The sequence below is a fragment of the Streptomyces sp. NPDC050263 genome (assembly GCF_040655955.1).
In the GTDB taxonomy this organism is placed as follows: domain Bacteria; phylum Actinomycetota; class Actinomycetes; order Streptomycetales; family Streptomycetaceae; genus Streptomyces.
This window is the reverse complement of sequence record NZ_JBFAKW010000086.1, coordinates 1-14,058: the sequence shown is the minus strand read 5'-3', so window position 1 is coordinate 14,058 and position 14,058 is coordinate 1. Positions and strand designations below refer to the sequence as shown.

The 14,058-nt window shown below is 70.8% G+C and carries 11 protein-coding genes; 7 read left to right on the top strand and 4 right to left on the bottom strand.

Going from position 1 to position 14,058, the window contains the following annotated elements; genetic code table 11:
• Nucleotides 1-122 precede the first annotated feature (122 nt).
• The 3 genes from AB0J04_RS30855 (at nucleotide 123) to AB0J04_RS30845 (ending at nucleotide 3,714) form a co-directional block, all read left to right on the top strand.
• The gene (locus AB0J04_RS30855; RefSeq protein WP_363171871.1) at nucleotides 123-524 is read left to right on the top strand and encodes a DUF3291 domain-containing protein; all 402 of its coding nucleotides are present in this window, start codon (nucleotides 123-125) and stop codon (nucleotides 522-524) included.
• Between the two features lie 30 nt (nucleotides 525-554).
• Nucleotides 555-1,997, top strand: a complete 1,443-nt coding sequence (locus tag AB0J04_RS30850) for an MFS transporter (protein WP_363171870.1) — start codon at nucleotides 555-557, stop codon at nucleotides 1,995-1,997.
• A gap of 253 nt (nucleotides 1,998-2,250) precedes the next feature.
• On the top strand, nucleotides 2,251-3,714 hold the full coding sequence (locus AB0J04_RS30845; protein ID WP_363171869.1) for a glyceraldehyde-3-phosphate dehydrogenase: 1,464 nt from the start codon (nucleotides 2,251-2,253) through the stop codon (nucleotides 3,712-3,714).
• A gap of 59 nt (nucleotides 3,715-3,773) precedes the next feature.
• Here AB0J04_RS30845 and gndA read toward each other — a convergent pair whose 3' ends face one another.
• The 4 genes from gndA to AB0J04_RS30825 form a co-directional block, all read right to left on the bottom strand.
• Nucleotides 3,774-5,213, bottom strand: a complete 1,440-nt coding sequence (gndA, locus tag AB0J04_RS30840) for an NADP-dependent phosphogluconate dehydrogenase (RefSeq protein ID WP_363171868.1) — start codon at nucleotides 5,211-5,213, stop codon at nucleotides 3,774-3,776.
• Nucleotides 5,214-5,393: 180 nt separating this feature from the next.
• Nucleotides 5,394-5,900, bottom strand: a complete 507-nt coding sequence (locus AB0J04_RS30835) for a MarR family winged helix-turn-helix transcriptional regulator (protein WP_363171867.1) — start codon at nucleotides 5,898-5,900, stop codon at nucleotides 5,394-5,396.
• Between the two features lie 124 nt (nucleotides 5,901-6,024).
• Complete coding sequence (locus AB0J04_RS30830; protein ID WP_363171866.1) at nucleotides 6,025-7,770, bottom strand: cellulase family glycosylhydrolase; 1,746 nt, start codon at nucleotides 7,768-7,770, stop codon at nucleotides 6,025-6,027.
• Nucleotides 7,771-7,848: 78 nt separating this feature from the next.
• Nucleotides 7,849-9,186 (bottom strand): enolase C-terminal domain-like protein, encoded by a 1,338-nt coding sequence (locus tag AB0J04_RS30825; RefSeq protein ID WP_363171865.1) that lies wholly within the window; start codon nucleotides 9,184-9,186, stop codon nucleotides 7,849-7,851.
• Between the two features lie 241 nt (nucleotides 9,187-9,427).
• On the opposite strand from AB0J04_RS30825, the gene AB0J04_RS30820 reads away from it, so the two are divergent.
• The 4 genes from AB0J04_RS30820 to AB0J04_RS30805 are packed head-to-tail and all read left to right on the top strand — an operon-like array spanning nucleotide 9,428 to nucleotide 13,968.
• Nucleotides 9,428-10,477 carry a sugar ABC transporter substrate-binding protein gene (locus tag AB0J04_RS30820; protein ID WP_363171864.1) on the top strand — a complete coding sequence of 350 codons (1,050 nt, stop codon included), beginning with the start codon at nucleotides 9,428-9,430 and terminating at the stop codon, nucleotides 10,475-10,477.
• Nucleotides 10,478-10,526: 49 nt separating this feature from the next.
• Nucleotides 10,527-12,143, top strand: a complete 1,617-nt coding sequence (locus AB0J04_RS30815; RefSeq protein ID WP_363171863.1) for a sugar ABC transporter ATP-binding protein — start codon at nucleotides 10,527-10,529, stop codon at nucleotides 12,141-12,143.
• Between the two features lie 2 nt (nucleotides 12,144-12,145).
• On the top strand, nucleotides 12,146-13,186 hold the full coding sequence (locus AB0J04_RS30810; protein ID WP_363171862.1) for an ABC transporter permease: 1,041 nt from the start codon (nucleotides 12,146-12,148) through the stop codon (nucleotides 13,184-13,186).
• A gap of 50 nt (nucleotides 13,187-13,236) precedes the next feature.
• The gene (locus AB0J04_RS30805) at nucleotides 13,237-13,968 is read left to right on the top strand and encodes a FadR/GntR family transcriptional regulator (RefSeq protein WP_363171860.1); all 732 of its coding nucleotides are present in this window, start codon (nucleotides 13,237-13,239) and stop codon (nucleotides 13,966-13,968) included.
• Nucleotides 13,969-14,058: the final 90 nt, after the last annotated feature.

The following is a 14,058-nucleotide window of genomic DNA, read 5'->3' as shown; positions in this document are numbered from 1 at the left end:
GGTTCGGCTCCGGTTCTCGCGGTGCTGTTTTTCGTTCGGTCCTGCTCTTGAAAACTGGATACCTCTACTGTCTAACATAGATAGTAGAGGTATCCAATATTCCCTCGGAGAAGGCCGCAGCCATGCCCACCCTGCGCTGGACCACCGTCGACACCCCCGCTCCGGACACCGAGGCGTTCGTCATGGCGTCCCGGCTGGAGGTGCGCTCCTTCACGGACGTGCCGCGTTTCTTCCGGCAGTCCCTGACCGCCTGGAAGCAGGTCCGCGCCGCACCCGGCGCCTACGGCGCCTCACTGATCGCCCAGCCGCTGAAGCGCACCTTCTGGACCCTGTCGGCCTGGGAGGACAAGGACGCGCTGTACACGTACGCGCGCACCGAACCGCACAAGTCGATCATGAACGGGCTGCGGCCCACGATGAAGACCTCTGTCTTCACGTTCTGGCAGGTCCCGGCGGCCGACCTGCCCGTCGACTGGACGGACGCCCGGCGACGGCTCGCCGAGCAGGAACACGACCGAGCCTGACACCCCTCACGCTGGAGAGAAGACCCCACCATGACGCTGTCCGAAGAGAGCCCGGTGCTCGACGCACCGGCCGTCTCCGCCCCCGCGCCCGAGGGCCGCCGGATACCCCTCTGGCTCGCGATCGTCGCGGCGAGCGTGCCCATGTTCATGGTCGCGCTCGACAACCTCGTCGTCTCCACGGCCCTGCACACCCTGGCCGTCGACCTTCAGGCGAACACGCAGGAACTCCAGTGGTTCGTCAACGCCTACGTGCTGAGCTTCGCCTGTCTGCTGATGACCGGCGCCGCGCTCGGCGACCGGTTCGGACGGCGACTGGTCTTCGTCGTCGGCATCGCCGTGTTCACCCTCGCCTCCATCGGCTGCGGGCTGGCCGACACCAGCGCCCAGCTGATCGCCTTCCGCACGGTCCAGGGCTTCGGCGCGGCGGCCGTGATGCCGTTGTCGCTCACCCTGCTGTCCCAGGCGGTGCCGGACCGGCTGCGCGGGATGGCGCTGGGCGTGTGGTCCGGGGTCAGCGGGCTGGCCGTGGCGATGGGCCCGGTGGTGGGCGGCGCGGTGGTCGACGGCCTGGACTGGCGGTGGATCTTCTGGATCAACGTGCCGGTCTGCGTGATCGCGATCCCGCTGGTGCTGTTCGCCCTGCGCGAGAGCTCGCTGCCCGGCGTACGTCTCGACCTGGTCGGCATGACGCTGGCGGCGGCCGGTCTGTGCGCGGCGGTGTGGGCGATCGTGCACGGTGAGCCGGACGGCTGGACCTCGGCGAAGGTGCTGGGCGCGTTCACGGCGGGCGCGGTGCTGCTCGCGGCGTTCGTCGCCTGGGAGGCGCGGGTCCCCGAGCCGATGCTGCCCCTGTCGTTCTACAGGGTGCGGTCCTTCACCCTCACCAACGTCGTCTCCGCGACGATGTACTTCGGCGTCTTCGGCTCGCTGTTCCTGCTCGCCCAGTACCTTCAGATCGTCCCGCCGCGCTCCCCGCTGGAGGCCGGGGTGCGCACCCTGGCGTGGACGCTGATGCCGATGTTCGTCGCGCCGGTGGCCGGTCTGCTCACCGACAAGGTGGGCGGCGGCCGGCTGATGGCTCTCGGCCTCTTCCTCCAGGGCGTCGGACTGGGCTGGATCAACCTGGTCGCGGACGTCGACACGGAGTACTCGTCCCTGGTCGGGCCCATGATCGTGGCCGGCATCGGCATGGGCTTCGTGTTCGCGCCGACGGCGGCGGTCGTGCTCGGCTCGGTCGCCAAGGAGCACGCGGGCAAGGCGTCCGGCGCCAACACCACGGTCCGCGAGATCGGCGGCGCGCTCGGCATCGCGGTCCTGAGCACGGTGTTCGTGGCGCACGGCAGCACTCGGACGCCGCAGGAGTTCGTGGACGGGCTGCACCCGGCCGTGTGGGCGGGCGTCGTGGTGGTGTTCGCCGGAGCCCTGTGCGCCCTGGGCATCCCGCGCCGACAGCAGGCGCCCGACGAGGTCTGAGCGGTGCGGCAACTCCCTGACGGCGACGGGGTTTCCGCCCGGACGCCGGGTCCGGGAGGCGTTGCGCCCCGCCGCCGGGCCCGCCCGATCCGTCCCCGTGTCCCTGTCTCCCCCTGACCGGCGGCCGGGCGGTCACCTCTCCGTTCCCCCGTCGAGGCGACCGCCCGGCCGCCCCGCTGCACCGGCCCCGCCGGAATGCTCGAACGACCAGGGGGTTAGCATATGAGCGCCACCTAGCTCGAAAGATAGGCCCGTGACGCTCAACGACGATTCGTTCACCAACTGGAAGAACCGCGAGGAGATCGCGGAGTCGATGATCCCGATGATCGGGAAGCTGCACCGCGAGCGGGACGTGACGATCCTGCTGCACAGCCGCTCCCTGGTGAACAGGTCGGTGGTCAGCATCCTCAAGACCCACCGGTTCGCCCGGCAGATCGCGGGCGAGGAGCTCTCGGTCACCGAGACGCTGCCCTTCCTCGAGGCCCTCACCACGCTCGACCTCGGCCCGTCCCAGATCGACATCGGCATGCTCGCCGCGACCTACCGGGCCGACGACCGCGGACTGTCCGTGCTGGACTTCACCGCCGAGGCCGTGGCCGGCGCCACGGGGGCCGACAAGATCGACCGGCGTGAGCCGCGCGACGTCGTGCTGTACGGCTTCGGGCGCATCGGCCGGCTCGTCGCCCGGCTGCTGATCGAGAAGTCCGGCTCCGGCAACGGGCTGCGGCTGCGCGCCATCGTGGTGCGCGGCGGCGGCGAGCGGGCCGCCGAGGACATCGTCAAGCGCGCGTCGCTGCTGCGCCGCGACTCCGTGCACGGCCAGTTCCAGGGCACGATCACGGTCGACGAGGCCAACAACCGGATCATCGCCAACGGCAACGAGATCACGGTGATCTACGCCGACGACCCGAGCCAGGTCGACTACACGGCGTACGGCATCAACGACGCCATCCTGATCGACAACACCGGCAAGTGGCGCGACCGTGAGGGCCTCGCCAAGCACCTGCGGCCCGGCATCGACAAGGTCGTCCTGACCGCCCCCGGCAAGGGCGACGTGCCGAACATCGTGCACGGCGTCAACCACGACACGATCAAGCCGGACGAGCAGATCCTGTCCTGCGCCTCCTGCACCACCAACGCGATCGTCCCGCCGCTGAAGGCGATGGCCGACGAGTACGGCGTGCTGCGCGGCCACGTGGAGACCGTCCACTCGTTCACCAACGACCAGAACCTGCTGGACAACTACCACAAGGCCGACCGCCGCGGCCGTTCCGCGCCGCTGAACATGGTCATCACCGAGACCGGGGCCGCCTCCGCGGTCGCCAAGGCGCTGCCCGACCTCAAGGCGCCGATCACCGGCAGCTCGATCCGGGTCCCGGTGCCGGACGTCTCGATCGCCATCCTCAGCCTGCGCCTCGGCCGGGAGACCGACCGGGACGAGGTCCTCGAGTACCTCCGCGAGGTCTCGCTGACCTCGCCGCTCAAGCGCCAGATCGACTTCACGACGGCGCCGGACGCGGTCTCCATGGACTTCATCGGCTCGCGCCACGCCTCGATCATCGACGCCGGCGCCACCAAGGTCGACGGGGACAACGCGATCCTCTACCTCTGGTACGACAACGAGTTCGGCTACTCCTGCCAGGTCGTCCGCGTCGTCCAGCACGTCTCCGGCGTCGAGTACCCGACGTACCCGGCGACGACCCACTGGGACCACTGAGACCGGGGCCTTCGACCGGTGTGATGAAGCGGGGCGCCGGGGGCGCCCCGCCGCTCGTGTCAGGCCGAGGTCTCCGGGCGGGCGGCCTCGGCCCAGTGGGTGTGGAACGCGCCGGGACGGTCGGTGCGCCGGTAGGTGTGGGCGCCGAAGTAGTCGCGCTGGCCCTGGAGCAGGGCCGCCGGCAGCCGCTCGGCGCGCAGGGTGTCGTAGTGGGCGAGCGCGGCGGAGAACGCGGGAACGGGGATGCCGCGGCGAGCCGCCGAGGCCACCGTCTCGCGCCAGGGCACCTGCGCGTCGGTGATCTCCATGGCGAACTCCATCTCGCCGAGCAGGCTGACCAGGTCCGGGTCGGCGGCGTACGCGGCGCGGATGCGGTCGAGGAACGAGGCGCGGATGATGCAGCCGCCGCGCCAGATCCGGGCGACCGCGCCCAGGTCGATCTTCCAGCCGAACTCGCCGGCCGCGTCCTGGATCATCTTCCAGCCCTGGTCGTAGGCGATGACCTTCGACGCGTACAGGGCGTGCTCGACCTGCGAGGTGAAGCGGGTGGCCTCGGTGCGGCTGAGCGGGGGCGTGGTGCCGCCGGGGAGCCCGGCGTAGGCGGCGCGCAGTTCGCGCTGGCCGGAGGCGGCGCGGGCGAAGGTGGCCTGGGCGATGGCGGTGACCGGGGAGCCAAGGTCCAGGGCGGTCTGCACGGTCCAGCGGCCGGTGCCCTTCTGACCGGCGGCGTCCACCACGATGTCGACGAAGGCCGCGCCGGTGGCGGCGTCGGTGTGGGCGAGGACCTCGGCGGTGATCTCGATGAGGTAGGAGCCGAGGCGGCCCTCGTTCCAGGTGCGGAAGATGTCGGCGATCTCGGCGGGGGTGTAGCCGGCGACCTGGCGCAGCAGGTCGTACGCCTCGGCGATGAGCTGCATGTCGGCGTACTCGATGCCGTTGTGCACCATCTTGACGAAGTGCCCGGCGCCGTCGGTGCCGATGTGGGTGGCACAGGGCTCGCCGTCGACCTTCGCGCTGATGGACTCGAACATCGGGCCGAGGACGTCGTACGACTCGGACGAGCCGCCGACCATGACGGCCGGCCCGTTCAGCGCGCCCTCCTCGCCGCCGGAGACGCCCGCGCCGACGAAGTGGATGCCCTGCGCGCGCAGCGACTCCTCGCGGCGGCGGGTGTCGGCGTAGTGCGCGTTGCCGCCGTCGATGATCATGTCGCCGGGCTCCATGAGCGGGGCGAACTCGTCGATGACCGCGTCGGTGACCTCGCCCGCCTGCACCATGATCATCAGTCGCCGGGGACGCTGGAGCGCGGCGACGAAGTCCGCGGCCGACTCGGCGGCGACGAACGTGCCCTCGTGGCCGTACTCCTCGACGAGCGCGCGGGTGCGACCGGCGGTGCGGTTGTGGACGGCGACGGTGTAGCCGTGGCGGGCGAAGTTGCGCGCGAGGTTGCGGCCCATCACGCCGAGGCCGGTGACACCGATGGCGGCGGTTGCGTTCACGAGGTACGTCCCTACGATCGTTGGCGTGGTCGGAGGGGCGGGCGGCCCCCCGGTACCCCCTGGTACGGACGGTCGGCCGGTTCTTCTCGACTCCCCCGCCGATTCCTTGCGCCGATCAGTGCGAACGCGCCGCTCGGACGCTCGCGGCGGCGCTGCCGAGGGCGCGCGACCGACGGCGTGCTACCTGCGGCGCCAGGGCAGCACCGCCGGGTCCGCCTCGGTGCTCTCGGCCCGGTGCAGGGCGTCGCTGATCGCCTCGCCGATCTCCGCGAACCGGCGCACCTGCTCGGGGGTGAGGGCGTCGAACACCGCCCGGCGCACCGCCTCCACATGGCCGGGGGCGATCTCCTCCAGCAGGGCCTTGCCCGCGTCGGTGAGAAAGGCGAGCTGACCGCGGCCGTCGGCGGGGTCCTCGCGCCGGTCCACGAGACCGACCTCGCGCAGCCGGTTCACGGCGTGGGTGAGGCGGCTGCGGGTGATCTTCAGCCGCTGGGCGAGCTCGGACATCCCGAGGGTGCCGTCGGGTTCCAGGGAGAGATAGGCGAGCAGGCTGTAGTCGGCATGGGTCATCCCGGCGTCGCGCCGCAGCTGGCGGTTGAGGTAGTCGGCGAGCAGGGTGGAGAAATCGACGTAGGCCAGCCAGGCTCGTCGTTCTTCGGCATTGAGCCAGCGGGGCGTCGTGGACATGCGCACACATTACGGTGTGGCCCGCCGTGCCACCGGAGAGTTTGCCGACCAGGTGAGCGCGGATCGGCGGAGGCGGGCGCTCCCCCTCCGCCGATCCGCGGGACGGCGGTCGGACGGCGGCCCGTCAGACGGCGGCGCAGGCCCCGCCGTTGAGCGTGAACGCGGTCGGCGCGGTGTTGGTCGCGCCCTTGCTGCCGATGAAACCGACGGTGACCGAGCCGCCGGCGGGGACGGTTGCGGTGTAGGAGGCGGGGGCGACGCTCACCGCGCCGCCGCTCTGGGTGGCGGTCCCGCCCCACATGTTGGTGACGGTCTGGCCGTCGGCGAAGGCGAAGGCGAGCTTCCAGCCGCTGACGGCGGTCGTGCCGGTGTTGCGCAGGGTGATGTCGCCCTGGAAGCCGCCCGGCCACTCCCCCACGATGCGGTAGCCGACGGCACAGGCCACGGCGGGCGCGCTGCCGGTCGTGACGCCCACCGTGGCCGAGCGGGCGGAGCGGTTCCCGGCGGCGTCACGGGCGTACACGGCGAAGGTGTACGCGGTGTTCGCGGTGAGGCCGGTCACCGTGGCGGTGTTGGTGGTGGAGGCCGCTATGCCGGTCTCGGCGGCGCCGTTGATCCGGACGACGTCGTAGCCCGCGACGCCGACGTCGTCGGTGGCGGCGGCCCAGGTGAGGGTGGCCGAAGTCGCCGTCACCGCCGAGGCGTTCGGGGCGCCCGGGGCGGTCGGGGCCTGGGTGTCGCCGGGGGTGCCGCCGCCGAAGACGGTGGCTTCCCGCGCGGTCCGGGCGATGCCGTCGACGCCGTTGAAGATGCGCTGTCCCCATGAACTGAGCTGCGCGGGATCGAAGTTGAGCGTCAGGTCGAGGATCGGGTCGGTGTTTCCGCTCCAGGACCAGGCCAGATAGCCGAGGTCGAGCTGCTGGGCGGTGGCCATCATGGTGTCCTCGTCGGGGTCGCCCCACTGGTCGGCGGGGCCGCCGAACTCGCCGATGAGGAGGGGCAGTCCGGCGTTGACGAAGGCGTTCAGATAGTCGGTGATCTCGGCCGCGGTGTCGAAGACGCTGTACATGTGGATCGAGAAGATCAGGTTGCCGGTGGTGTCGGCGTTGTACACGGACCGGGCGTCGGCCCGCATGACGCCCTGCCAGTCCTGACCCCAGTTGGGCGCGTCCACCATGATCGTGTGCTGGAATCCGGCGTTGCGCAGCTTCTGGACCGCGGCGATGGTCGGCGCGGTCCAGCCCGCGGGATCGGTGTTGCCCCAGGGCTCGTTGCCGATGTTGACGATGATGTAGTTCTCCTGGCCGGCCAGGACGTCCTTCAGGCCGATCCAGTAGTCGGCCGCCTGGTCGAGCGTGCCGGCTGCCGCGTCCTCGCCGTAGCCGGTGGTGTCGTGCACCTCCAGTACGCAGATGAGCCGGTCGGCCTTGCACTGGGCGATGACGCCCGCGACGTCGGAGGCGCTGTTCGCGCTCCAGCGATGGCCGTCGGCCAGGACGACCCGCACGGCGTTGGCGCCCATCGCCTTGATGTCGGCGAGCGACTGCTGTGTCCTGCCGGGATACCAGGTGTGGGCGTGGTTGACGCCCCGCATGACGAAGTCGTTCCCGTTGCCCTCGACCAGCCGGCCGTCGCTGATGTGCAGGCCGGTGGCGAGGGCGCCGGGCGACCGGCTGGGCGACTGAGGCTCCGCCTGGGCGACGGCCGGGCAGAGGGCGCCGACGAGGACCAGACCGAGGAAGGCGGCGAGCCTGATCGGCAATGTGCGCAGCCTGATCGGCAACCGGCGCAGAACGTTCGTTCGTGACGTGCTTCTTGTCGTTCTCACTGCGACTCCAGAAGTGAGGCCAAGAAACTCGGCAGGGGGCATGAGAAGTGTGGGAGCGCTCCCATGAACCCACTGCGTCAAGTACACGTCAAGACATCGCGCACGGGCCGGCCGCGGCCCTCAGGCGTCCTCCGCCGCTCCCGCGAGGTCGGCGGCCCAGAACGCGCCGTCCGGGTAGCGGTATTCGGCGAGGGACTCGGGGCGCATGGCGGCGGAGAAGCCGGGGGCGAGCGGGGCCGTGTAGTGGCCGTCGCGCAGCACGACCGGGTCGGTGAAGTGATCGTGGAGGTGGTCGACGTACTCGATGACCCGGTTCTCGGTGGTGCCGGAGAGGGCCAGGTAGTCGAACATCGCGAGGTGCTGGACGAGTTCGCACAGGCCCACCCCGCCGGCGTGGGGGCAGACCGGCACCCCGAACTTCGCGGCGAGCAGCAGGATGGCGAGGTTCTCGTTGACCCCGCCGACCCGGGCCGCGTCGATCTGGAGCACGTCGAGGGCGCCGGCCTGGAGCAACTGCTTGAAGACGATGCGGTTCTGGACGTGTTCGCCGGTGGCGACCTTGACCGGCGCGACCGCCTGGCGGACGGCGGCATGACCGAGGACGTCGTCGGGGCTGGTGGGCTCCTCGATCCAGTACGGGTCGAACTCGGCGAGGGCGCTGGTCCAGCGGATCGCCTCGTCGATGTTCCAGCGCTGGTTGGCGTCGACGGCGATGCGCACCCCGTCGCCGACGGCGGCGCGGGCGGTGCGCAGCCGCCTGAGGTCGTCGTCGAGGTCGGCGCCCACCTTGAGCTTGATCTGGGTGAAGCCGTCGGAGACGGCCTGCTTGGCGAGTCGGGTGAGCTTCTCGTCGGAGTAGCCGAGCCAGCCCGGCGAGGTGGTGTAGCCGGGGTATCCGCGCCCGCGCAGGTCCGCCTCGCGCTCGGCCAGTCCGGCCCGGCCGGCCCGCAGCAGGGCGAGGGCGTCCTCGGGGGTGAGGGCGTCGGCGATGTAGCGGAAGTCGACCTGGGAGACCAGCCATTCGGGGTCGGCGTGGGCGAGCAGCCGCCACAGCGGCTGCCCGGCGCGTTTGGCGGCGAGGTCCCAGGCCGCGTTCACCACCGCGCCGACGGCCATGTGCATCACGCCCTTCTCGGGGCCGAGCCAGCGCAGTTGACTGTCGCCGATCAGGTCGCGGCTGAGGGAGCCCGGGTCGGCGCACAGTTCGTCCACCGACCGGCCCAGGAGGTGGGGCCGCAGGGCCGCGATCGCGGCGACCTGGACGTCGTTGCCGCGTCCGATGGTGAAGCTGAAGCCGTGGCCTTCGAGCCCGTCGCCGGAGTCGGTCCGCAGGACGACGTAGGCGGCGGAGTAGTCGGGGTCCGGGTTCATCGCGTCGGAGCCGTCCAGCTCGCGCGAGGTGGGGAATCGGATGTCGTGGGTGTCCACCGCGACGATCCGGGCGGGGGTTGCGGTCAAGGGGGCGCCCTTCCTGTTCGACCGTCCTCATGCGTCGAGATGCATCGAGGTATTCATCGGAGGAATCGCAGAACCGCGACTTTAGAGGGCCCGGGCCCACATGACAACACCCGGAAAATCCTGTCGATTCGTCGAACGCAACCCCTTGTCAGCGCTGGTGACACCGTCGTAACGTCCTCGACGTTCGAGATACATCGGAGGAATCTCCACTCCCAGCTCAGCCTAAGGAGAGAACCCGGCCATGAAGCTCGCCCGCACCCGCTCCACCGCCGCAACCGCCGTCGTCGTCGCTGCCCTCACCCTCCTCACCGCGTGCAACCGCGACAGCGCGGGGTCGGACAGCACGGGCGGCGACAGTCCCGCCATCGGGATCGACCTGCCGCGTTCCGACTCCGACTTCTGGAACTCCTATGCCGAGTACGTCCAGAAGGACATCAAGTCCGAGGGCATCAACGCGCTGCCGCTGAGCAACTCCCAGAACGACGTCACCAAGCTCGTCGCCAACGTGCAGGTGTTCCAGAACACGGGCGCCAAGGCCGTCGTCATGGCCCCTCAGGACACCGGCGCCATCGCCTCCACGCTCGACACCCTCGCCTCGAAGAAGATCCCCGTGGTCAGTGTCGACACCCGCCCCGACAAGGGTGACGTCTACATGGTCGTGCGCGCCGACAACCGGGCGTACGGCACCAAGGCCTGCGAGTTCCTCGGCAAGCAGCTCGGCGGCAAGGGCAAGGTCGCCGAGCTCCAGGGCGCGCTGGACTCCATCAACGGGCGCGACCGCTCCGAGGCGTTCGCCGAGTGCATGAAGCAGAAGTTCCCCGGCATCAAGGTCTTCGAGCTGCCCACCGACTGGAAGGGCGACGTGGCCTCCGCCAAGCTGCAGAGCCTGCTCGCCCAGCACCCCGACCTGGGCGGCATCTACATGCAGGCCGGCGGTGTCTTCCTGCAGCCGACGCTGGCCCTGCTGGAGCAGAAGGGCCTGCTCAAGCCGGCCGGCCAGCCGGGGCACATCTCGATCATCTCCAACGACGGCATCCCGCAGGAGTTCGACGCGATCCGCAAGGGCCAGATCGACGCGACCGTCTCCCAGCCCGCCGACCTGTACGCCAAGTACGCGCTGTACTACGCCAAGGCGGCTGCCGACGGCAAGACCTTCAAGGCGGGCAAGACCGACCACGACTCCACGATCATCGCGATCCCCAACGGTTTGGAGGACCAGCTGCCGGCGCCTCTGGTGACCAAGGAGAACGTCGAGGACAAGAGCCTGTGGGGCAACACCGTCGGTCAGTGACCCGACCGGACCGGCATCAGCGCCCGCACTCCTGGAAGGACGTATCCCCATGGCGGACACTCCTGCCGCGACCCCGGTGGCCGAGGCCATCGGGGTCGGCAAGAGGTTCGGCGCCACCGTCGCGCTGCGCGACGCCCGTATCGCCGTCGCGCCCGGCGAGTCGCACGCGCTGGTGGGCCGCAACGGGGCCGGCAAGTCGACGCTCGTGTCCCTGCTGACCGGGCTGCGCCGACCCGACACCGGATCCTTGCGCTTCTCCGGCGAACCCGCGCCGCCCGTCGGCGACATCGACGCCTGGCGGTCCCGGGTGGCCTGTGTCTACCAGCGGTCCACGATCATCCAGGACCTGACCGTCGCGGAGAACCTCTTCATCAACCGGCAGAGCACCGGCCCGTTCCAGCCCATCCGCTGGCGGCAGTTGCGGCACCGGGCCGAAGAACTCCTCGGCGAGTACGGCGTGGACGTCGACGCCACCGCGCGGGCCAGGGACCTCACCGTGGAGCAGCGGCAGTTCGTGGAGATCGCCCGCGCCCTGTCGTTCGGCGCACGCTTCATCATCCTCGACGAGCCGACCGCGAAGCTCGACGCCCGTGGCATCGGCCGACTCTTCGACAAGCTCCGCGACCTCCAACGCCAGGGCGTCGCCTTCCTGTTCATCTCGCACCACCTCCAGGAGGTCTACGACCTCTGCACCACGGTCACCGTCTACCGCGACGCGACCCACATCCTCACCGCGCCGGTCGCCGAGGTCGGCCACCAGGCCCTGGTGGAGGCGATGACCGGGGAGACGACCCCGGCCGCGGTGACCGCCGGCGCGACCGCCGCCGGGGCGTCCGCCGACGGCGGTGCCACGGCGGCGACGGACGAGGGCCCCGGTCCCGAGCTGCTCGCGATCGAGGGCCTCACCCTCCCCGGCGCCTGCCGCGAGCTGTCCCTGTCGGTGCGCTCGGGCGAGGTGGTCGGGCTGGCCGGCGCGGCGGCGAGCGGCAATGTGCGGGTCGGGGAGGCCGTCGCCGGTCTGCATCGCGCCGAGGAGGGCCGGATCTCCGTCGGCGGGCGCGGTGTTCGCACCGGCAGCGTCCCGTCGGCGCTGGCCGCGGGCGTCGGTCTGGTTCCCGAGGACCGGCATCTCCAGGGCCTGGTCCCGGGCCGCAGCGTGGCGGAGAACGCGACGCTCACCGTCACCGACCAACTGGGCCCGTTCGGCACGGTGCTGCCGTCCCGGACCAGGGTCTTCGCCCAGCGCATGATCCGCGAGCTCGACATCAAGACCCCGGGGGCGGCCACCCCGGTGTCCGCGCTCTCCGGCGGCAACCAGCAGAAGGTGGTGGTGGCCCGGGCGCTGGCCACTGCCCCCCGGGTCCTGGTCGCCGTCCGCCCCACCAACGGCGTGGACGTCAAGTCCAAGGAGTTCCTGCTGCGTCGTATCCGCGAGGTCGCGGACGGCGGGAAGGCCGCGCTGATCGTCTCCGACGAGCTGGACGACCTGAAGGTGTGCGACCGGGTCGTCGTCATGTTCCACGGCCGCGTGGTCGCCGAGTTCGCGCCCGGCTGGCGGGACGAGCAGGTGGTCGCCGCGATGGAGGGCGTCGGCGGGCGGGAAGCCGCCCGGCAGGACGTCGCCGACAGGGCCGAAGCACCCGAGACCGATGAGCACGGAAGGTAATCATGTCCGCCACCACTGATGTCACCGACCCCGCAGCGAGCGTGGCGCAGAAGACCGCCGGGGACGCCCGTCGCGGGCTCGACCTGGGCCGGTTCCGCGAACTGTCCCTGATCCCGGCCATCCTGGTCCTCGGCGTGATCGGGTTCATCGTCTCGCCGGCCTTCCTCACCTCCGACAACCTCATCGGTGTGGCGCAGCAGTCGACGGAGCTGAGCCTGCTGGTGCTCGCCACCGCGCTGATCCTGATCTGCGGGCGGATGGACCTGTCCCTGGAGTCCACCATCGGGGTGGCTCCGGTCATCGCCGTCTGGCTCGTCCTGCCCACCAGCGGCGCCCGGTTCACCGGGCTCGGGCTGCTTCCCGAGTGGACGGCGATTCCGCTCTGTCTGCTGGTGGGCATGGTGATCGGGGCCGTCAACGGGTTCCTGATCCTCAAACTGCGGCTCAACGGCTTCATCGTCACCCTCGGCATGCTCACGATGCTGCGCGGCCTCCAGGTCGCCCTCTCCGAGGGCCAGTCCATCGTCGAACTGCCTTCATCCTTCACCTACTTGGGCAGGGCCTCCTGGTGGGGTGCGCCCGCGGCGATCTGGATCTGCGTGGTGCTCTTCGCCCTGGGCAGCGCCGCGCTGGCCTGGCTGCGGCACGGGCGCGCGCTGTACGCGATCGGCGGCAACGCGGAGGCGGCGCGGACCGCGGGCATCCGGGTCGACCGGATCGTGTGGGCGGTGCTGATCCTGGGCAGCGTGCTGGCGGCGTTCGCCGGCATCCTCTACAGCGGTCACTACGGGTCCATCTCCGCGACCCAGGGCAGCGGCTGGATCTTCCAGGTCTTCGCCGCGACGGTCATCGGCGGGGTCAGCCTCAACGGCGGCAAGGGGTCGGTGTTCGGTGCGCTGACCGGTGTGCTGACGCTCCAGCTGGTCGTCAACGTGATGACACTGGCGGGTGTGCCGCCGCTGTGGAACCAGTTCCTCAACGGCGCGATCATCATCGTCGCTCTGATCATCTCCCGCTTCGCGTCCGGCGAGAAGCAGGAGTAGCCGTACCGGGAGTTGCCGTAGCAGGAGTAGCCGCACAGGGAGGCGTGCTCGTGGCACTGACCGACGAGGCGATGGACAAGATCAAGGCGATGATCGTGGCGGGCGACCTCGCGCCGGGCTCCCGGTTGCCCAAGGAGGAACTGCTCGCCGGGCAGCTGGGGTTGTCCCGCAGTTCGCTGCGCGAGGCGGTGCGGGCGCTGACCGCGATGCGGATCCTGGTCACCCGGCAGGGGGACGGCACGTATGTGTCCAGTCTGGAGCCCCATCTCCTCTTCGAGGCGCTCTCCTTCGCCTCGGACGTCTCCCAGGGGCAGACGGCGCTGCAACTGCTGGAGGTCCGCCGGCTGCTCGAACCGCAGGCGACCGGGCTGGCCGCCGCGCTGCTCGGCCCCGCGGACCTGGACGAGCTGGGCGCGGTGCTGCGGCGGTCCCGGTCCGCGGCGACGGTCGAGGAGTTCGTGGGGCACGACATCGCGTTCCATCTGCGGATCGTCGAGGCCGTCGGCAATCCGGTGCTGTCGATGCTGCTGCGCGTGCTGTCCACGCGCACCCAGCGGGTCAGGATCGTGCGGGGCACCCGCACCGAGCGGGCCGTGGAGCACGCGCACCGGGAGCACGACGAGATCCTCCGCGCGCTGCGGGCACGCGACGCCCAGTTGGCGGCGTCGACCGCGACGGTCCATATCGCGGCCGTGGAGCAGTGGTTGGCGGCCGGCCTCGTCGCGGATCCGCTGCTGCCCTGGCAGGAGCCGGAGACGACCGGGACGACCGGGGCGCCCTAGACCCGGACTTCGCGGGTCACCGTTTCAGGTCTGTGGCCAGCGGGTCTGTCCGATGTCGGTGTCGAGGAGATCGAGGAGGTGGAGTTGAAC